The following is a 17,003-nucleotide window of genomic DNA, read 5'->3' as shown; positions in this document are numbered from 1 at the left end:
GATACGCGGCCGTGCGAACTGGGATGTGGTCTGGCTCGTCACCCGCGCAGATTTAGCGGGGTGAGGTTAGCGATCGGTTAGAGACGGAAGGGGAGAGGCAAATATTTCCGGCGGGTGGGGCCGGGGCCGGCTCACGCGAGCCTGTCGTCACCCCCGCTTTCGCGGGGGTGACGGAACGAGATTACGCCGCGATGCTGTAGGGCTTGATCTCGCCGTTGAGATATTGATTGCGCGCCTTGGCACGGCTGAGCTTGCCCGAGCTGGTGCGGGGCAGGGTCCGCGGCGGGATCAGTTCGATCACGCAGTTCATGCCGGTGACCGCGCGGACACGCTCACGGATTTCCTCGCGCAGCTTCTGGCGCTCTTCATCGTCGCTGGTACGGCACTGGACCAGCACGGCGGGGGTTTCCTCTCCGCCCGGCGTGGTGATCGCGAACGCCGCGACGTCGCCCTGCTTGAATGCGGGGAGCTGCTCCACCGCCCATTCGATGTCCTGTGGCCAATGGTTGCGGCCGTTGACGATGATCATGTCCTTGGCGCGACCCACGATGTAGATATAGCCTTCGGACAGATAGCCCATGTCGCCGGTGTCGAGCCAACCGTCCTTCATGCAGGCCGCCGTCGATTCGGGGTCACGGAAATAGCCAACCATGACGCTGGGGCCACGGCACCACACCTTGCCGATCGCGCGGTCGGGCAGCGGGGTGCCGTCCTCCTCGCGGATCTCGATCTCCATGTCCTTGACCGCCTTGCCGCAGTTGACGATCGCGCGGAAGCGCTGGGGACGATCGCCGCCGTTGACGCCGCCCGACAGCTGGGTTTCCTCGACCAGTTCGACCAATATGCCCTCGCCCGGGGGCATGATCGACACGGCGAGCGTCGCTTCGGCAAGGCCGTAGCTGGGCAAGAAGGCGCTGGCCTGGAAGCCGGCATCGGCAAAGGCGTCGACGAAAGCCTGCATGACGTCGGGACGGATCATGTCCGCGCCATTGCCCGCGACGCGCCAGCGCGACAGGTCGAAGCGCTCCGATGCCTTGGTCTGGCTCGACATGCGGCGTGCGCAGATGTCGTAGCCGAAGGTCGGCGAATAGGAGAGGGTCGTGCCCTGGTTCCGGCTAATGAGGTCGAGCCAGGCGAGCGGGCGACGGGCGAAATCCTCTGTCTTGAGATAATCGGTCGAGACCTGATTGGCGACGACCGAGAGGAAGCAGCCGACCAGGCCCATGTCATGATACCAAGGCAGCCACGACACGCAGCGGTCGCTGTCCTGCAGCTTCATCCCATGGCTGTGCGCCGACAGATTGTTGAGCAGCGCATGGTGGGTGATCGCGACGCCATGCGGGAAGCGGGTCGATCCGCTGCTATACTGAAGATAGGCGATGTCATCGGTGCTGGCGGTGGGCAGCTCCGCCTCGGGCGCTTCGCGGGTGGCGAAGCTTTCCCAGTCGATGCCCTGAACGCCCTTGAGCCGCGCGGCTTCGCCAGCCATCGCCGAGAGCTCGGCGGGGTAGAACAGCATCGAGGGATCGCAGCTTTCGAGCTGGACCGAGAGCTGGTCGATATAATGCTGGCTGCCACCGAAGCTGGTCGGGAGCGGCAGCGGCACCGGCCAGGCACCGGCGTAGATGACGCCGAAGAAGAGCGAGGCGAAATCGGTGCCGGTTTCGGCAATCAGCGCGATCCGGTCCTGCGGCTTGACGCCAGCGGCGATCAGGCGGCGTGCCTGCGCCAGCGCGTCTTCCCGCATCTCACGGAACGGATAGGGCCGCGTCAGCGTGCCACGCGCGTCGTGAAAGTTCAGCCCGCGGCTGCCCTGCGCGGCATAGTCCAGCGCATCACCCAGCGTTGCGAAATCCGCCAGGCGGCGGGGAAGCGTGCAATCGGTGGGGGTGGGTGCCAGCTCCACGCCCGTGGTTTCGACCTGATCCTTGACGTCCAAAGCCATATCCTAAAATCCGTGCCCCCTGATCGTGTCAGGCCACCCGCCCGTCATCGACGATAGGCCCCACATCAGAAATGCGGGCGGCTCTGCTACGCACTGTCGTTCAAATTCGGTTGTCAGTGTGGCACAAAGAAGGCGTATGCGCCCCACTCGCCGCCCTGTCCCGCCTTTGGACCGCTCCGCGCTGGACCGGCTGGCGCTGCGTTATGTCGAGCGGTTTGCGACCACGCGGGGGAAACTGGCCGCCTATCTGACCCGCAAGATCCGCGAGCGCGGGTTCGACGGCACCCCGCCGGACCCGGCAGAGATCGCCGAACGCTTCGCTGACCTCGGCTATGTCAACGACCGCCTCTATGCCGAGAGCAAGGCGGCGGCGATGGCGCGCCGGGGCCTGGGCGCGCGGCGGGTGGGGGAAGCGCTGCGCCATGCCGGTGTCCAGAGCGAGGATGCCGAGGCGGTCGCGCCGCAGGTCGAAGCGCGGGCGGGGCAGAGCGCGATCGACTTTGCCCGGCGCAAGCGAATCGGTCCCTTTGCCGCCGAACCCGCCGATCGCGAGCGGATCGCCAAGCAGGTGGCGGCGATGGTGCGCGCGGGGCACTCCCCGGCGCTGGCCTGGCAACTGGCGCGGATGAACCCCGGCGACGACCCGGATTTCCTGCTCGACGACCGTTAACCACAAAGGATTCGCACCTTCGCGAAATGCTGTGTTAACATCGTCGGTCAGGGGGAAATAGGGTAATGCGAGCCGACCTGCAGCGCGTGCCGATTCTGGAGGGGGAAGCGGAAGAGCCGGCGGTGACGCCCGTGCTCGTCCGAGACCCCGAAGATGAAACCTATTGGGGCACCGTCAAATGGTTCGACGTTACGCGCGGCTTCGGGTTCATCGTCGCCGATGATACCGATGCCGGCGATATCCTGATCCACTTTTCGGTCCTTCAGCCGCATGGCCGCCGCAGCCTTCCCGAAGGCGCGCGGGTCGAATGTTCGGTGGTGCAGCGCGACCGCGGGCTGCAGGCGCGCGAGATCCTGCAGCTCGACCTGACCGACGCGGTCGAGCCGGTGCGGATGCGGCCGGGTGCGGGCGACCGGATCGACCGGGTAAAGCTGATCGAACAGGCCGGGCCGTTCGAGCCGGTGACCGTCAAATGGTTCAACCGGCTCAAGGGCTATGGCTTTCTGGTGCGCGATGGCGAAACCGCCGATATATTCGTGCATATGGAAACCCTGCGCCGTGCGGAGATTTATGACATCGAACCCGATCAGCCGTTGCGTGCCCGCATCGTCGAAGGCGAAAAAGGGCCGCTCGCTGTCGTTGTGGAGCCGGCCTGACCGCGCATTGATGCTCGCGCTCGGCGCGGCGCTGCTGCTGCCCGGCTGCACCGCACAGGATGGCGACGCAGCAACGCAGGCCACAGCCAAGCAGGCAACGGTCACGGTTGAATCCGGGACGAATCGCCATGTGTTCAAGGTCGATGTCGCGCGCACGCCGGAGGAGCAGAAACGGGGACTCATGTTCCGCACCAACATCCCTGCCGATGGCGGCATGTTGTTCGCGCCCTATCCCCCGGAAGGCGGCGCCCCGCGTGAGGCAAGTTTCTGGATGAAGGATACGCCGAGCCCGCTCGACATCATCTTCATCCGCGCCGACGGCACGATCGCGAGCATCGCCGAAAACACAATTCCCTTTTCGGGGGATTCGGTGCGGTCGGGCGAACCGGTCGCGGCGGTGCTGGAGATCAATGGCGGCCGCGCGGCAGAGCTGGGGATTTCGCCCGGGGACAAGGTGCGGTGGTGACACCGCCGCGTGCAAACGCCGTTGCCCAGCCGCGCTCTGCGGCGTAAAGCGCGGCCTATGGGAATCTTCGCGAACATCTTCACTTGGTGGAACGGATCCACCTTTGGCACCTGGGTCGGGCTGCGCGGCAAGGATCAGGTTGGCGAGGACGCGCTCGGCAACCTCTATTATCAGGGCGGCGCGGACATGCATGGCCGCACGCGCCGCTGGGTGATGTACAAGGGTTCGAATGATTCGAGCCGGGTGCCGCCGGAGTGGTTCAGCTGGCTGCACCACCAGATCGACGATGTGCCCGATCGCGCGCTGCCGCCGGTGCGCAAGTGGGAACAGCCCGCCGTGCCGAACATGACCGGCAGTGCACTCGCCTATCGCCCGCCCGGCGCGCTCGAAAAGGGCGGCCAGCGCGTCGGTGCGACCGGCGACTACGAAGCCTGGACCCCCGGCGCCTGATGCGCCGGTGTCGGATGGCTGCGCTGCTGCTGGCGCCGGTCGCGCTTGCGGCATGCGGGGGCAAGCCGGCTGACAACACGGCCGATGCCGCCGACACGGTCGAGGTGCAGCCCAAGGCCGCCGGTGCCAGTGCCGAGGCCGAGATCGTCGCGGTCGATGCCGGGCCGACCGCATCGGTGACCGGCGTGACGCCGATGGCCGAGCGGGTGGCGGTGCTCGGCCTGCTCAACAAGCGCAATGGCGTCGCACGCGAGCTGACGCTGAAGCCCGGACAGGCGATGCGCGCGGGCGATGTCATCGTGCGGCTGCGCGCGTGCGAAAAGACCGCGCCGTGGGAGACCGACCAGCTGACCGGTGCGTTCGCTCAGGTCGATGTCCGCGGCACCGATGGCAAGACTGCGCGTGTCTTTTCCGGATGGCTCTACAAGGAGCGCCCGGCGCTCAATGTGGTGCAGCACCCGATCTATGACGTCTGGGTCAAGAGCTGTGCGATGACCTTCCCCGATACCGGGGGCGAGGTCGTGGGCGGCGGCGCAGCGGATGCGCCGAAGCGGTCGAGCGCGCCGAAATCGGCGGAGACGGAAGGGGCGGCACCCGCTCCCGCAGCGAGTCCCGCTGCACCTTCGCCAAGCGAGTCCGACAGTAACGAGAGATAATGGTCGCGCGGGATTTCCACCGCGCCCAATGACGCCAGATGCTCGGTCATGAACTGGCAGTCGAGCAGGGTGAAGCCGCCGACGCGCAGCCGTGCCACCAGTGCCGCAATCGCGACCTTCGACGCGTCGCGCGCGCGGCTGACCATGCTCTCCCCGAAAAACGCGCGGCCGAGTGCAAGGCCATAAAGCCCGCCGGCCAGCCGGTCACCGTCCCAGCATTCGATCGAATGGGCAAAGCCGCGCCGGTGGAGGGCGACAAAGACGCGCTCGATCGCCGGGTTGATCCAGGTGTCGGGCCGGTCGGGCGCGCCCTCCGCACAGAGCGCGATCACCGCTTCGAACGCGGTATCGGCGGTGATGCGGAAGCGGTCGGTAGCAAGGGTCTTGCGCAGCGAGCGGGACAGATGAAAGCCATTGAGCGGGAGGATCGCGCGCTGGCGCGGCTCGACCCAGAAGACGCTGGGATCGTCGCGATGCTCGGACATCGGGAACACGCCCATCGCATAGGCGCGCAGCACCAGATCGGGGTCGAGATCACTGGCGCGGGCGGTGTGCCGCGTCATTTGGTCCCCTTGCGCGGCGTGGCGAGGCGCTTTTCGATCGCCTGCCACAGCGCATCCGCGGCGCGCGCGCCGGGGCTGCGTGGGGCGAAGGTGCCGAGCGGGGCGCGACGTGTGGCCATCGTTTCGATCAGGCTGGCCATCGGGATGACGGGCCAGTCGGGGTTGCGCTCCAGCGCCTCGGCATGCAGGCGGCGGCGGCGGTCGACCATCGAATGGACCGGCATCAGCGGCACCTTCGCCTTGCCGCCGAGATGGCGCTCGACCTCGGCCAATGCCCGTTCGGAGAGCGGGGAGGGGATGACCGGGACGATGATGAGATCGGCGGCGCGCATCACCTGTTCGCTGGTTTCGGTGAGACCGGGCGGGCAGTCGAGGAGGACGCGGTCATAATCGCCGGACAGCTGGCCTAGCAATTTGGCCAGGCGCTTTTTCTTGTCGAGCTCGTGGAACAGCAGGTCGAGCCCGCGGAGCGAGGCGTCGGCGCCGAGCAGGTCGAGCCGTTCGATGTCGGTCGGCTGGATCAGCCGGGCCGGCTCGACATCCTTGCTGAACACCGATTGCGCCGTCGCCTTGCCCTGACCACCGCCGAGCAGGAAGGTCGAGGCAGCCTGGGGGTCGAGGTCCCACAAGAGCGTGCGGCGGGCGGAGCGGGTGGCGGCACACCAGGCAAGGTTCACCGCCAGCGAAGTTTTGCCGACGCCGCCCTTCAGGCTGTATACCGCGATCGTCGCCACCCGGTCCGCTCCCTGATCCAGTTCATCGGCAAGGTGGCGCAGCGGCGGGGGGAGCGCAACCGACAGGGCCGGACGCGCACAAAAAAAGGGCCGACTGCCGCCGGCCCTTTTATTGAATGGATCGACGCCCCGCTTAGCCCTTGCAGGTGAGCGTGCCCTTGCCCGGAATTTCGACCGTTGCGGCGGTCGGCGAACCGGTCAGCTTCCAGCCGCCCTCGGCGGTGAAGGGCTGGCCCGCTTCCGGAGCGGTCAGGCGGGTCTTGGTTCCGCCCTTTTCCGTGGCGACGGTGACCAGCTTGTCCTGGTTGAAGAATTCGACGAACACGAGCGCGTTGCCCGGCTGGCAGCGCATCGACACGGTCGCCTTGATCGACGGCGGCAGTTCGACGGCCGGCGCGTTCTTGAGCGCAGTTTCCATCGGATCGGGCGCGCGTTCGCTGATCACTTCGGGTTCGGGATTACAGGCGGAGAGCGCGAGCAGCGCGACCGCAGCGGCGGGGAGGAGACGCATGTTCATAGCGGAACTTTCCTTTGCGCACGCAGCATCGGGGGTCAAGATATAACGAATAACAGTGGTGCGAGGCATATTGCATTGCGTCGATACAATATCCTGTCTCATTCGTGAAATTCGTCCAGATCCGGGATTCGGCCAAAGGCGATCTTGGTCCCGACGCGGTCCGCCCGGCTGCCGTCCATCGGCCCAACCGAGACGGCGTGGCGGCCGAATTTCTCGTTGATCCGGTCCATCGCCCTGCTGAGCGACAAGGTGCGGGTTTCGCGGGCCAGCGGGTCATCGGGGTCGAGCGCGCCGAACAGCGATTCCTGCGCCGCGCCGACCGGGGCGGTCTCTGCCAGCGTGACGCCGATCATCCGGATGGCAAAGCCCCCGGGGCGGGTGCGGCCGGCGGCGGCGAGGCGGGGGAAGATTGCGTCGAGGGCGGCGAGGATCGCGAAACTGTCCTGTGTCGCGGGCAGCTTCAGCGAGGTGCGCCAGACCGATTTGTCATCCTCGAACTTCGCGTGGAGCACGAGCAGGCGGCTGACATAGTCCTTGCGCCGCAGCCGGGCGGCGCATTTGAGGGCGAGGCGGCGGGCGGTGAGGCGGACGGGTTCGAGGCCGCGCTTGCGGGGGCTGAGGACGTGGCTGTGGCCGATGGTGCGGTTCTGCGTTGGCTTTTCGGGCAGGTCGAAGCCGTGGAGCAGATACCAGAGCCGGTCGCCATTGACCCCGCCCCAGGCCGTTCCGGCGTCGCGCGGGCGGCGTTCGCACAGCTGGCCGATGTCGTTGATACCCTGTTGCGCCAGGCGTTTCTCCATCTTCGCGCCGATCCCGGCAATGTCGCGCAGCTTGAGCGAGAACAGCCGGTCGGGCAGCATCTCCTGTGTCAACACAGTCAGCCCGTCGGGCTTTTCCATATCGCTGGCGAGCTTCGCCAGCAGCCGGTTGGGGGCAATGCCGACCGAACTGGTGAGGCATTCGCCGACATTGGCGATGATCCCCGCCTTGATCCGCCGAGCCAGCGCCATCGCCTGTTCGGGGCTGTTCTCGTTATCGAGCAGACGGCAGGCGACTTCGTCGATCGAGCAGACCGCAGTGACCGGGATGTGCCGCCAGATTTCGGCGACGATCGCCTCATGAAACTCGACATATTTCTCATGCTGCCCAGGCGTGACGATGAGGTCGCGGCACAGGCGCTTGGCCTCCCACACCGGGGTGCCGGTGCGGATGCCGTATTTCTTGGCCTGAACCGATGCGGCGATGGCGACGGTGGTGTCGCTGGCGACGGGTGCGACGATGATCGGCTTGCCCCGCAGATCGGGGTTCAACTGCTGCTCGACCGCCGCGAAATAGCTGTTCAGATCGAGATACAGCCAGCGCAGCGGACGGGGCGGAAGATCGAGGAACGCCGGGTCGGCCATGAGCGGAACAATAACGGAACGTGGGGGCAGAGTCACGCGGTGCGCGGCGGACGGTGCCTGACAGTTCTGGGTGGGGAAGCTGACAAAAAAACGGTGTTGTCATGCGCGGATGACAGGCGCGCGTGACGCGGCGGCCGGGTGTGCGGGCGCGGAGGAAGGGGTGCGGCATGGCGGCGTCCCGGTGGTGACGAGGGACGGATTAGATATGCCGGTTCACGGGTTGTAGGAAAGGGGCTGCACGGGCGCGCGACGCTTTCGCATCGCGCGCCCGCGAAAATCACGACAGCAAGGGGCCGTCGGTCGTACCCGGGCCACCGGCCTGGGTCAGTTCGTCGACCGCATATTCGGTGCAGACCGGATCGGCCCAGGCGCGCGGGGCGTCGCTGGCTGGGGTGTCGATGGTCGGGACGGCAGAGTTGATCATGGTCGATTCCTTTCGGGGAGTGAATGCCTGCGTTCAGGAATCCTTGTCGCTCTAAATCCTGACCAAATGGTTCAGGAGAAGAGACCGGCTTCGGCTAGGCCGCTAGCGCCGGCCTGAGTCAGTTCATTAACCGCATATTCGGTGCAGGCTGGGTCGGACCAAGAAGCGCGGGCGTCGCTGGCGACGGGTTCGGTGGTGCGGTTTGCGAGATCGGACATGTTTGCTCCTAACTGCATTAGTCTAGTGGTGGCTCTTACGTAACTGCGCGCGGCCTGCAAACGCTTGAGATCAAGCGGGCCGGATTACGCCATGTGGCCCGCCAAGATATCCCTAATGCCGCACCGCCCGCGTCAACTCAGCCGCCAGAACGGCCAGAAGGGCGATCCTGCGGTCAGCGCGTCGACCGGATATTCGGTGCACACCGGATCGGTCCAGGGCGGCCGGCTTGGGACGGCCGGCGCATGGGATGCGGTACTGGGTTGGGCCACGATCATCTTTCCCCTTCATCACCGTCAAGGATCGAACGCCGCGACACCGGCGGCGGCAGCGGGATTACGACCCGGTATTGCTGTCGCCGGCCCCGCCATTGAAATTGCCTGTCAGCGCCTCAACGGCATATTCGGCGCAGACCGGGTCGGTCCAGGCCCGCGGGGCGGGCGGCAGGTCCGGCGTGATATGGGGCATAACAGACTTTCCTATATTGATCATTAATTCGTCCTATATGAAGCGGCCCGCAGGTCAACCAATCATGCGCGCTGGTCAATCGTTGCGGCGCTGCGCCTTGCGGATGAAGTGCGCGACTGAGGTGCCGCGCAACAGCTTGATGCGTTGTTCGTAACGCTGATCGTCCGTGACGCGGCCGGTGCCGGTGTCGGCTGCGGCAAGTGCGCGGAGGGCGGGCAGTGCGAGCAAGCTTTCCGCAACCGGATTGGCGCGGTCAAGTTCGGTGGCGAGCGTGCCGCGCGCCTGTTCGAGCCGGGTCGGCCAGTCGGCGCCTTGCAGCCCTTTGCCCGCTTGCGTGCGGATTTCGGGCGGGATGCGGTCGCCAAACGCGCGATGATAGATCCAGCGCGTCTGGCCATCGCGCAGCAGCAGATGCGGCGGAGTGGCGAGGGCAAGGTCGATCAGGCGGCGGTTGCCGGTCGGATCGCGTTGATCGACGCCGAAACGGGCAAGCTGGCCCTTTCCGGTCAGCCCCATCACATCGGTTTGACGCAGCAGGCGGGCGGTGCTGTCGCGCGGAGTGCGCGACGCGGGAAAATGCAGCCCGTGGCCAAGCAGTTCGAGATGCGCGCGATAGTCCGGGTCCTCGACCAGGGCGGGGTTGAGCGCGGCGTAGGCGAGCACGTCGCGCGGCGGGCTTTTGCCGCCGAACAGGCGGCGGACCGCGTCGAGCAGGTGCGGGGGGAGCAGTGGGCCGATCACGGAGGAGGCGATGCGCTGCGGCTTCCACCCGCTGCGGTGGAGCGCGATCCCTTCGCGGATGAGCGTGGGCCAGGCACCGGTGGTGGCGAGGAGGGACAGCCGCTCGACCCCCTGTCGGCTGATCGTGGCGTTGCCCATGATGCCGACCAGCATCACGCGCTCACGCCGGTGCTGCATCTGGCGGCAGATTTCGGTCATCCACACCTGGTTGCACAGGTTAAACGGGGGATATTCCGCGGCGTGGAACTGGGCGTCCATGTCGTCGCCGATCTGGCGGTCGGCGGCGTCGACGCGGACATGATCGATATTGGCGTGGCGCGCGGCGAGCAGGGCTGCGAGCGGGCCTTCGTCGAGCGTGCGCTCGCCCCAATGGTCCAGCCGTGCTCCGGCGAGCGGGACATGCGTATAGGCCGAAAGGCGTTGGCCCCGTTGCGCGAGGTGGAGCGCGGCGGACGCGGTGACGGCGCTGCTGTCCATGCCGCCGCTGAGATGGCTGCCGATGGACTCGTCACTGCGCAGGCAGGCGGCGACGGCGGTGTCGAGGGTGGTGCGCAGCGCCTCAACATAATCGTCGTCGCTGCGCAGGCCGAGATCGCGGGGGGTGTCCCAATCGTACCAGTCGATGGCCTCGATCCGGCCATCGGGGTGGAATGTGACGCGCTGGCCCGGCTCGACGCGGCTGATTTCGGCGAAGAAGCTGCGCGGGCCGCGGCGGGGGGCGAGCGCGATACAGTCCAGCAGGGTGAACGGATCGGGCGCGACCGGGATGTCGGGCAGGGCGTGGAGCCCCTTGGCCATGGTGGCGAAGGCGATGCGGCGGTCGCTGTAATGGTAGAAGAGCGGGCGGTTGCCGAGCAGGTCGCGAACGAGGTGCAGGCGGTGCTCGGCTGCATCCCACAGCGCGAAGGCGAAGTCGCCGACGAGGCGGTCGGGGGTGGCGGTTTCCCACTTCTCCCAAGCGGCGAGCAGCAGGTCGGCATCGGCGAGGGTGGCGAGACGGGGGGTGAGGTCGAGCGCCGCAGCCAGCTCTGCGCGATTGTCGAGCCGCAGGTCGGCGACGAGGTGGAAGCGGTCGCGTGCGACGAGCGGCTGGCGGTCGAAGCGGTCTTCGGGGAGCAGCCGGGCAAGGCCGATGCCGAGCGCAATCGCGCCATCGTCCCACGCGGCGCTGCGGTCGCTGCCATAGGGAGCGAGCGCGCGACGCATCTGTGCGACATGCTGCGCGGCATCGGGCCGCCCGTCCCGGTTCCAGATGCCACAGATCGCGGTCATGCGCTGGCGTCCAGGCTGAGGATGAGGTCGATGAGCGCGTCGAACTGCGCGAAATCGGTCGGGCGGGCGACGCGATGGACCGGGATTTGCGCGGCGATGGCGGCGGCGTGCCGCAATATCGCGCCGCCCCGGCCGGCGGCGCTCGCGACCTCGCCATAATGGGTCAGGTTGGAGAGGACGGCGGTCGCTTCGCCGCGGGTGAACCGGCGCGCTTCGGGGGCGGCAAGGTCGGGGGTCGGCGCGAGGACGAGCAGCAGGTCGAGCGGCCGGGGGGCGTCGAGGAACTTGTCGCCGAGATCGACATGAAATTTGTCGAATCCGTCCTTGACCCGGGCGTCCTGGTGGGTCGGGATCGCGAGCTGTGTCGCGCTGGCGGCCCAGAGCTTGGCGGAGGGGTAGGCCGGGTAGGCAAGGCGGGTGGCAGGGTCGACCAGCAGCTGATCGTCGCTGAGCAGCCGCGCGCCGCGCTGAACCAGCGCATGGACCGTGGTCGACTTGCCGGCCCCGCTATGCCCGGCAATGCCGATGGTGCGACCGTCGAGCAGAACCGCGCCGGCATGGAGCGGCGGGCGGCCGCGCTGGTGCGCCAGCATCGTGAAGGCCGGGCCGAACAGATAGGTGTGGATTTCCGCCGCGCTGAACCCGTCGCTGTCGGCGATGGTGATGCTGTGGCCGTCGCGGATGCGCAGCCGCGGCCCATCGGGCGGGGCGAGGTCGATCAGGTCAGGGCCGTGGATGGTGAACGGACCTATGGCGCGCGCCTCGGCGGAGGCGGCGTCGAACGCGGTGAAATCGATCGTGATCGGATCGGGTGCCTCTGCCGCGTCATCGGGCGCGAGATAGGGAAGCGGGCGCGGGGAGCGGACACTCCACCCCGCAACGCGATAGCGGTGCAGCGTCATGGATGGCGGTTTCGGGCGGCGGTGCCATGCGGCGCGGTCATGCGTCGCGGACCTCGATCAGTCCCTTGTCAGCGAGATGCGCGAGAAAGGTCAGGACGCTGGACCGGATCGTTTCGATCGTGGCGTCGTAATCCTTGGCGAGATCGGCGCACAGGGCGTCGACCTGACGCGGCTGCGCGATCCGGGTCCAGATGTCCGTCCCGATGGCGTCGAACTCGAAATAACGGCCCGACTGAACGTCCATCAGCACGGCGTTCCGATCGAGCGCGGCGGCGAAAACCGCGGGATTGACGACGACGCTTTGGTCGAGATGGATGTTCAAGTGAGTTTCCTGTGAAGCTGCATGGAGCCTGTGCCGGTCGAGCGGCGGATAGAAACGCTGGCTGCGATACGCAACCGGCGTTTGTCGGGGGAGGGGCGACATGCGCCCGAAATGGCGGGGCCGACCCGTGGGATCAGGCGAGGAGGTCGCGCAGCGCGCGCCAGGCGGGAAGCTTTGCCGTGAGGCCGATGGTGTGCAGCGGGCTGGAGGAGGGGAGTGCGAGGATTTGCCAGCGCGATGCCTGCGTGCCGAGCTGGCGCAGGCCGAGGCGGTGGGCGGTGGTGCCGTTGAAGGCGATGGCGATGAGGTCGGGGAGGCTGGCGGCGAGGGTGGCGAGATCATTGGGCCGCACGGCCGCGATCGCCGCGTCGGTGCTGCCTGGCCGGGTGGCGCTGGCGACGGCGTCCCACAAGCCGATACGGGCTTCGCGCAGGGCGACGAGACGGGCGTCATAGGTAAGGGCGGGAAGGTCGGGGCGGTCGATGACGGCGGCGAGCAGGCGCCAGAACTGGTTCTGGGGGTGGGCATAATATTGGCGCGCGGCGAGGCTGCGATCGCCGGGCAGGCTGCCGCAGATCAGCACGCGGGTGCGGGCGTCGGTGACGGGCGGGAAACTGGCCTTGCGGATCATGCGGCGGGGGTGATGTCGGTGTGGATGAAGTCGTCGCCCTTGAACAGCAAGGGCTGGCCGGTGGATTTGGCGAGGGCATAGGCGAAACAGTCGCCGAAATTGAGGCGGGCGGGGTGGCGGGAGGCCTGCCCGAACCGGGCATAGGCTTCGCGCGCGATACGGCCCTGTTCGATCGTGACCGGCTCAACGCTGATGCCGAAGCGTTGCACGATGCGGTCGACGAGATCTGCCTTTTCGGGATGCCGACGGAGGACGACGACGGAGAGTTCGATCCAGCTTCCGGCGGAGATGCGCGGCGTGTCGGCCGATCCCAGCCGCGTCATGAAAGCCTCGGCTTCAGGCTCGAGCAGCGCAATAGCCATGATCGCCGAGGTATCGACGATCATCGTGGCAAGCCGTCCTCGTCATAGATGTCGTCCATCCATTCCTTGGAGGTCTTGCCGCGCATTTCAGGGGGCATGCTGTCGCGAAATTCGCGCGCAATTTCCCGCACGGCAGCGATCTTTTCCTCGACCTCGGCCTCGCGCTTGCGGGCTTTCTCTTCAAGTGCTTCCTTGATGGTCTCGGTCACGGTCTTGCCGAGTTGTCGGGCGAGGTCGCGCGCCAGTTCGACGGTTTCCGCGTCCTTGATGTTGAGTTGTGTGCCCATATCTACCTCCGGCCTGTTGCCTTCTACCATGACGTTGGCGTGGCGACCAGCGGAAGGGCTATGCAAGCCTGCAGCGGTGGCCGCATAGTTTCGCTTGCTTGCGGCGCCGCGGGGGCAGTGCCTATGTTCCGGCCATGAAAGTTGCACAAGATACCATCGCGCTGATCGGCAACACCCCGCTCGTCCGGCTGAAAGGGCCGAGCGAGGCCGCCGGGTGCGACATTTTCGGCAAGTGCGAATTCGCCAACCCCGGCGCGAGCGTGAAGGATCGCGCGGCGCTGTTCATCGTCGAGGATGCCGAGGCGCGCGGGCTGATCCAGCCAGGCGGGACGATCGTCGAGGGCACGGCGGGGAATACCGGGATCGGGCTGGCGCTGGTCGCCAATGCCAAGGGTTACAAGACGATCATCGTCATGCCCGAGACGCAGAGCCGCGAGAAGATGGACACGCTGCGCGCGCTGGGCGCCGAGCTGGTGCTGGTGCCGGCCGCGCCCTATTCGAACCCGGGGCATTTCGTGCACACCAGCCGCCGCATCGCGGAGGAGACGCCGAACGCGATCTGGGCGAACCAGTTCGACAATATCGCCAACCGCCGCGCGCATATCGTCGGGACGGCGGAAGAGATCTGGACCCAGATGGAGGGGCGGATCGACGGCTTTACCTGCGCCGCCGGGACCGGCGGGACGATTGCGGGCGTGGGGCTGGGCCTCAAGGAAAAGGACGAGAAGGTCCGCATCGCGCTGTCGGATCCGCACGGTGCGGCGCTGTTCAACTATTATGCGCATGGCGAGCTGAAGGCCGAAGGGTCGTCGGTGGCCGAGGGGATCGGGCAGGGGCGGATCACCGCGAACCTGGAAGGCGCGCCGATCGACACGCAGTTCCGCATCGGTGACGATGAGGGGATGGAATGGGTGCGCCGATTGCTGGCCGAGGAAGGGTTGTGCTTGGGGCTGTCGTCGGGGATCAATGTTGCAGGCGCAGTGGCGCTGGGGCGCGAATTGGGGCCGGGCGCGCGGGTCGCGACGATCCTGTGCGATACCGGCTTCCGCTATCTGTCGACGCTGTACAATCCGGAATGGCTGGCGGCGAAGGGGCTGGCTGTCCCCGAGTGGCTCGATCGCGGGTAAAGCAACGGACAAAAAGGGGGTTCGACAATCGGCTGTTAAGGCGTTACATTTATGCCACAGCTTATGAAGTCGATGCCCAGCGATCCACATTCCAGTATGCAGCGGGTCCGCGTCGGACTGACCGGGCTTGCCACCGTGCTGCTGCTGATCGGCGTGGCGAGCGCGATCTTTTCGTCCGCGCGCGAAGAGGCGCCGGTGATGGCCGAGGGCGCGCCCAAGCCGGACGTGGTCGCCAACATGACCGAGGGCATGGTGACCAACAGCGCGGCCGAGCCCAAGGACGAACCGATCGCCGAACTCGGCATCGCACCGCGCACCGCAGAATCCCCCGAGCCCGATCTCACGCCAGCCCCCGCGACCGGGGAATGAGCGCCGCGCACCCGCGACTCCGCGGCAGGCCGCGGGAATTTCCGGGAATTGCCGCCACTGTCCCCCTGTCTGGCCCCAGGGCCGACGGATCATGGCATTTTGCCCCACCAGCCCTGTGGAACATAAGGTGCTCACTTAACGAATGAAGTGAAAACAGCGGTAACCCAAGGCATAAAGTGGGGCAAATTACCGCGAAATCCCGAGTTCAGGCATTGAAAACCCGGACCGCTTGCGATAGGCCAGCGGTTAACAGGGTAACCTTTATCGTCGGCCATCATGGGTCCGGGGCGTGCGATGGCGCGCCGCGACAGGCGGAAAGGCGTGCCCGGGAGGCAAGGGGCAAGGGTGGCGCGCAGCGGCTACAGAGGGGTCGGCTTACAGCTGGTGGACGACAAGGGTCGTGTCGCCATCCCCGCGGCCCTGCGCGCGACGCTCGAGAAAAACAGCGGCCACCCGATCGACAGCAAGGAAGCTCGCGTCGCGATCCTGTCGACATCCGAAACCGACCAATGCCTGGTCGCCTATGACGAGCCCTATTTTGACTCGCTGGTGCAGCGGCTCGATGCGCGCGCCACCGAATTTGCCGGCGATCGCGGTCAGGCCGATGCGAACATCTGGCGTAACGGCGTCGGGACGAGCGAGAATATCGCGTTCGATCCGTCGGGCCGGTTCGTGCTGCCCGGGATGCTGGGGCACCTGGGCGGCATCGCCAAGGGCAGCTACGCCTTTTTCATGGGCGTCGGCGCGATGATCGAGCTGTGGAACCCGCGCACCCTGCTCGACCACCCGACCATCTCCGACCAGATCAAGGCGGCGTGCCGCTATTGCCTGGACGAGAAGGGGGTGGTGCTGTGACCGCCACCTTCGCCAGCGATGCCGTTAACCAGGATCGTCCACATATTCCGGTAATGTTGGCGCAGGTGCTCGACGCACTCGCGATCCAGCCCGGCGAGCGCCATGTCGATGGGACATTCGGTGCCGGTGGTTACACATCCGCGTTCCTCGAGCGGGGCGCCGAGGTGGCCGCTTTCGACCGCGACCCAAGCGCGATCGAAAGCGGCCAAACCCTTGTGAACGCGAGTGAAAATCGCCTCATCCTGATCCAGTCGCCTTTTTCCGCGATGGACCGGGAGCTGGAGGCACGCGGGCTGGCGCCGGTCGATGGCGTGACGCTCGATATCGGCGTGTCGTCGATGCAGCTCGACCAGGCCGAGCGGGGATTCAGCTTTCAGGCGGACGGTCCGCTCGACATGCGGATGGACCAGTCGGGCATGACTGCGGCCGAACTCGTTAACGAAATCAGCGAGTCTGATTTAACCACGATACTGAGGAATTACGGGGAAGAAAAACAGGCCCGACGTGTGGCACAAGCGATTGTGAAGGCACGGCCTCTCGCGCGCACGGGGGACCTGGCCAATGTGGTGCGGCGGGCCCTTGGGTATCGTCCGCATGAGAAGAAGGACCCGGCCACCCGGACCTTCCAGGCGATCCGGATTCACCTCAACCGCGAGCTCGACGAGCTTGAGGAAGGGCTGGTTGCGGCCGAGCGGGCGCTGAAGCCCGGCGGGCGGCTGGCGGTGGTGACGTTCCACAGCCTGGAAGACCGGATGGTCAAGAAATTCCTGCGCGAACGCAGCGGGAGCGAGCCGACGGGATCGCGGCATCGCCCGATGGTCGCGGCGGAACAGGCGCCGAGCTTCGAACCGCCCGCAAAGGCGATCCGGGCTGGCGAGGATGAGATTGCGGTGAACCCGCGTGCCCGGTCGGCGACGTTGCGCGTCGCGCGGCGCACGGCGGCACCGGCGTGGCGTTGAGGAGGCGG

General features: G+C 66.8%; 23 protein-coding genes and 1 pseudogene. 9 read left to right on the top strand and 15 right to left on the bottom strand.

The features are described 5' to 3' along the window. Positions 1–181: 181 nt before the first annotated feature. Complete coding sequence (locus ACRYLO_RS09140) at positions 182–1,945, bottom strand: fatty acyl-AMP ligase (protein ID WP_482659862.1); 1,764 nt, start codon at positions 1,943–1,945, stop codon at positions 182–184. Positions 1,946–2,081: 136 nt separating this feature from the next. Between ACRYLO_RS09140 and ACRYLO_RS09135 the strand changes: the two genes are divergently transcribed. From ACRYLO_RS09135 to ACRYLO_RS09115, 5 genes and pseudogenes are all read left to right on the top strand, one after another. Beyond that, positions 2,082–2,615, top strand: a complete 534-nt coding sequence (locus ACRYLO_RS09135; RefSeq protein WP_482659861.1) for a regulatory protein RecX — start codon at positions 2,082–2,084, stop codon at positions 2,613–2,615. 65 nt (positions 2,616–2,680) lie between these two features. Then, a complete protein-coding gene (locus tag ACRYLO_RS09130; RefSeq protein ID WP_482659860.1) occupies positions 2,681–3,271 on the top strand; it encodes a cold-shock protein in 591 nt (196 codons plus the stop codon). 10 nt (positions 3,272–3,281) lie between these two features. Next, positions 3,282–3,737 (top strand): DUF192 domain-containing protein, encoded by a 456-nt coding sequence (locus tag ACRYLO_RS09125; protein ID WP_482659859.1) that lies wholly within the window; start codon positions 3,282–3,284, stop codon positions 3,735–3,737. Between the two features lie 57 nt (positions 3,738–3,794). After that, entirely contained in the window at positions 3,795–4,187 is a 393-nt protein-coding gene (locus tag ACRYLO_RS09120; protein WP_482659858.1) for an NADH:ubiquinone oxidoreductase subunit NDUFA12, read from the top strand. Then, positions 4,187–4,615: pseudogene (locus ACRYLO_RS09115) on the top strand (DUF2155 domain-containing protein); the annotation flags it as partial. The gene ACRYLO_RS09120 and the pseudogene ACRYLO_RS09115, both read left to right, overlap by 1 nt. 35 nt (positions 4,616–4,650) lie before the next feature. Here ACRYLO_RS09115 and aat read toward each other — a convergent pair. The 14 genes from aat to ACRYLO_RS09045 form a co-directional block, all read right to left on the bottom strand. Then, positions 4,651–5,406 (bottom strand): leucyl/phenylalanyl-tRNA--protein transferase, encoded by a 756-nt coding sequence (gene aat, locus ACRYLO_RS09110; protein WP_482659857.1) that lies wholly within the window; start codon positions 5,404–5,406, stop codon positions 4,651–4,653. Then, on the bottom strand, positions 5,403–6,140 hold the full coding sequence (locus ACRYLO_RS09105) for a ParA family protein (RefSeq protein WP_482659856.1): 738 nt from the start codon (positions 6,138–6,140) through the stop codon (positions 5,403–5,405). The genes aat and ACRYLO_RS09105 overlap by 4 nt, the downstream gene beginning before the upstream one ends. 133 nt (positions 6,141–6,273) lie before the next feature. After that, complete coding sequence (locus ACRYLO_RS09100; protein ID WP_482659855.1) at positions 6,274–6,657, bottom strand: hypothetical protein; 384 nt, start codon at positions 6,655–6,657, stop codon at positions 6,274–6,276. A gap of 98 nt (positions 6,658–6,755) precedes the next feature. Continuing rightward, the gene (locus tag ACRYLO_RS09095) at positions 6,756–8,060 is read right to left on the bottom strand and encodes a DNA polymerase Y family protein (protein WP_482659854.1); all 1,305 of its coding nucleotides are present in this window, start codon (positions 8,058–8,060) and stop codon (positions 6,756–6,758) included. Positions 8,061–8,337: 277 nt separating this feature from the next. Next, entirely contained in the window at positions 8,338–8,484 is a 147-nt protein-coding gene (locus ACRYLO_RS09090) for a hypothetical protein (protein ID WP_482659853.1), read from the bottom strand. 71 nt (positions 8,485–8,555) lie between these two features. Continuing rightward, a complete protein-coding gene (locus ACRYLO_RS09085) occupies positions 8,556–8,702 on the bottom strand; it encodes a hypothetical protein (RefSeq protein WP_482659852.1) in 147 nt (48 codons plus the stop codon). Between the two features lie 132 nt (positions 8,703–8,834). Continuing rightward, positions 8,835–8,972, bottom strand: coding sequence for a hypothetical protein (locus ACRYLO_RS09080; protein ID WP_482659851.1), 138 nt, complete (start codon positions 8,970–8,972; stop codon positions 8,835–8,837). A 64-nt stretch (positions 8,973–9,036) separates the two neighbouring features. Beyond that, complete coding sequence (locus tag ACRYLO_RS09075) at positions 9,037–9,168, bottom strand: hypothetical protein (protein ID WP_482659850.1); 132 nt, start codon at positions 9,166–9,168, stop codon at positions 9,037–9,039. 75 nt (positions 9,169–9,243) lie between these two features. Beyond that, a complete protein-coding gene (locus tag ACRYLO_RS09070) occupies positions 9,244–11,181 on the bottom strand; it encodes an asparagine synthetase B family protein (protein WP_482659849.1) in 1,938 nt (645 codons plus the stop codon). Continuing rightward, positions 11,178–12,083, bottom strand: a complete 906-nt coding sequence (locus ACRYLO_RS09065) for a phosphoenolpyruvate carboxykinase (ATP) (protein WP_482659848.1) — start codon at positions 12,081–12,083, stop codon at positions 11,178–11,180. The genes ACRYLO_RS09070 and ACRYLO_RS09065 overlap by 4 nt, the downstream gene beginning before the upstream one ends. 37 nt (positions 12,084–12,120) lie before the next feature. Next, positions 12,121–12,405: a PqqD family protein gene (locus ACRYLO_RS09060; protein WP_482659847.1), complete on the bottom strand. Its 285-nt coding sequence runs from the start codon at positions 12,403–12,405 to the stop codon at positions 12,121–12,123. A gap of 133 nt (positions 12,406–12,538) precedes the next feature. Beyond that, a complete protein-coding gene (locus tag ACRYLO_RS09055) occupies positions 12,539–13,036 on the bottom strand; it encodes a DNA-deoxyinosine glycosylase (RefSeq protein ID WP_482659846.1) in 498 nt (165 codons plus the stop codon). Continuing rightward, on the bottom strand, positions 13,033–13,422 hold the full coding sequence (locus ACRYLO_RS09050) for a type II toxin-antitoxin system VapC family toxin (protein ID WP_482659845.1): 390 nt from the start codon (positions 13,420–13,422) through the stop codon (positions 13,033–13,035). The genes ACRYLO_RS09055 and ACRYLO_RS09050 overlap by 4 nt, the downstream gene beginning before the upstream one ends. Continuing rightward, positions 13,419–13,715, bottom strand: coding sequence for a type II toxin-antitoxin system VapB family antitoxin (locus ACRYLO_RS09045; protein ID WP_482659844.1), 297 nt, complete (start codon positions 13,713–13,715; stop codon positions 13,419–13,421). Before ACRYLO_RS09045 ends, ACRYLO_RS09050 begins: the two co-directional genes overlap by 4 nt. A gap of 104 nt (positions 13,716–13,819) precedes the next feature. Between ACRYLO_RS09045 and ACRYLO_RS09040 the strand changes: the two genes are divergently transcribed. The 4 genes from ACRYLO_RS09040 (at position 13,820) to rsmH (ending at position 16,995) form a co-directional block, all read left to right on the top strand. Next, positions 13,820–14,812: a cysteine synthase A gene (locus tag ACRYLO_RS09040; RefSeq protein WP_482659843.1), complete on the top strand. Its 993-nt coding sequence runs from the start codon at positions 13,820–13,822 to the stop codon at positions 14,810–14,812. A 51-nt stretch (positions 14,813–14,863) separates the two neighbouring features. Then, positions 14,864–15,181 carry a hypothetical protein gene (locus ACRYLO_RS09035; RefSeq protein WP_482659842.1) on the top strand — a complete coding sequence of 106 codons (318 nt, stop codon included), beginning with the start codon at positions 14,864–14,866 and terminating at the stop codon, positions 15,179–15,181. A gap of 384 nt (positions 15,182–15,565) precedes the next feature. Further along, positions 15,566–16,036, top strand: a complete 471-nt coding sequence (locus ACRYLO_RS09030; RefSeq protein WP_482659841.1) for a division/cell wall cluster transcriptional repressor MraZ — start codon at positions 15,566–15,568, stop codon at positions 16,034–16,036. After that, positions 16,033–16,995, top strand: coding sequence for a 16S rRNA (cytosine(1402)-N(4))-methyltransferase RsmH (gene rsmH / locus ACRYLO_RS09025; protein ID WP_482659840.1), 963 nt, complete (start codon positions 16,033–16,035; stop codon positions 16,993–16,995). Before ACRYLO_RS09030 ends, rsmH begins: the two co-directional genes overlap by 4 nt. Positions 16,996–17,003: the final 8 nt, after the last annotated feature.

It is taken from the genome of Sphingomonas sp. SDUR79, assembly GCF_056821745.1.
This window is presented reverse-complemented; position numbering and strand designations above follow the sequence as displayed.

What these genes read in the sequence shown, in the direction of transcription:
- ACRYLO_RS09140 (WP_482659862.1), bottom strand. Translation starts at nt 1,945, where the DNA reads ATGGCTTTGGACGTCAAGGATCAGGTCGAAACCACGGGCGTGGAGCTG.
- ACRYLO_RS09135 (WP_482659861.1), top strand. Translation starts at nt 2,082, where the DNA reads ATGCGCCCCACTCGCCGCCCTGTCCCGCCTTTGGACCGCTCCGCGCTG.
- ACRYLO_RS09130 (WP_482659860.1), top strand. Translation starts at nt 2,681, where the DNA reads ATGCGAGCCGACCTGCAGCGCGTGCCGATTCTGGAGGGGGAAGCGGAA.
- ACRYLO_RS09125 (WP_482659859.1), top strand. Translation starts at nt 3,282, where the DNA reads ATGCTCGCGCTCGGCGCGGCGCTGCTGCTGCCCGGCTGCACCGCACAG.
- ACRYLO_RS09120 (WP_482659858.1), top strand. Translation starts at nt 3,795, where the DNA reads ATGGGAATCTTCGCGAACATCTTCACTTGGTGGAACGGATCCACCTTT.
- aat (WP_482659857.1), bottom strand. Translation starts at nt 5,406, where the DNA reads ATGACGCGGCACACCGCCCGCGCCAGTGATCTCGACCCCGATCTGGTG.
- ACRYLO_RS09100 (WP_482659855.1), bottom strand. Translation starts at nt 6,657, where the DNA reads ATGAACATGCGTCTCCTCCCCGCCGCTGCGGTCGCGCTGCTCGCGCTC.
- ACRYLO_RS09095 (WP_482659854.1), bottom strand. Translation starts at nt 8,060, where the DNA reads ATGGCCGACCCGGCGTTCCTCGATCTTCCGCCCCGTCCGCTGCGCTGG.
- ACRYLO_RS09090 (WP_482659853.1), bottom strand. Translation starts at nt 8,484, where the DNA reads ATGATCAACTCTGCCGTCCCGACCATCGACACCCCAGCCAGCGACGCC.
- ACRYLO_RS09085 (WP_482659852.1), bottom strand. Translation starts at nt 8,702, where the DNA reads ATGTCCGATCTCGCAAACCGCACCACCGAACCCGTCGCCAGCGACGCC.
- ACRYLO_RS09075 (WP_482659850.1), bottom strand. Translation starts at nt 9,168, where the DNA reads ATGCCCCATATCACGCCGGACCTGCCGCCCGCCCCGCGGGCCTGGACC.
- ACRYLO_RS09070 (WP_482659849.1), bottom strand. Translation starts at nt 11,181, where the DNA reads ATGACCGCGATCTGTGGCATCTGGAACCGGGACGGGCGGCCCGATGCC.
- ACRYLO_RS09065 (WP_482659848.1), bottom strand. Translation starts at nt 12,083, where the DNA reads ATGACGCTGCACCGCTATCGCGTTGCGGGGTGGAGTGTCCGCTCCCCG.
- ACRYLO_RS09055 (WP_482659846.1), bottom strand. Translation starts at nt 13,036, where the DNA reads ATGATCCGCAAGGCCAGTTTCCCGCCCGTCACCGACGCCCGCACCCGC.
- ACRYLO_RS09050 (WP_482659845.1), bottom strand. Translation starts at nt 13,422, where the DNA reads ATGATCGTCGATACCTCGGCGATCATGGCTATTGCGCTGCTCGAGCCT.
- ACRYLO_RS09045 (WP_482659844.1), bottom strand. Translation starts at nt 13,715, where the DNA reads ATGGTAGAAGGCAACAGGCCGGAGGTAGATATGGGCACACAACTCAAC.
- ACRYLO_RS09040 (WP_482659843.1), top strand. Translation starts at nt 13,820, where the DNA reads ATGAAAGTTGCACAAGATACCATCGCGCTGATCGGCAACACCCCGCTC.
- ACRYLO_RS09035 (WP_482659842.1), top strand. Translation starts at nt 14,864, where the DNA reads ATGCCACAGCTTATGAAGTCGATGCCCAGCGATCCACATTCCAGTATG.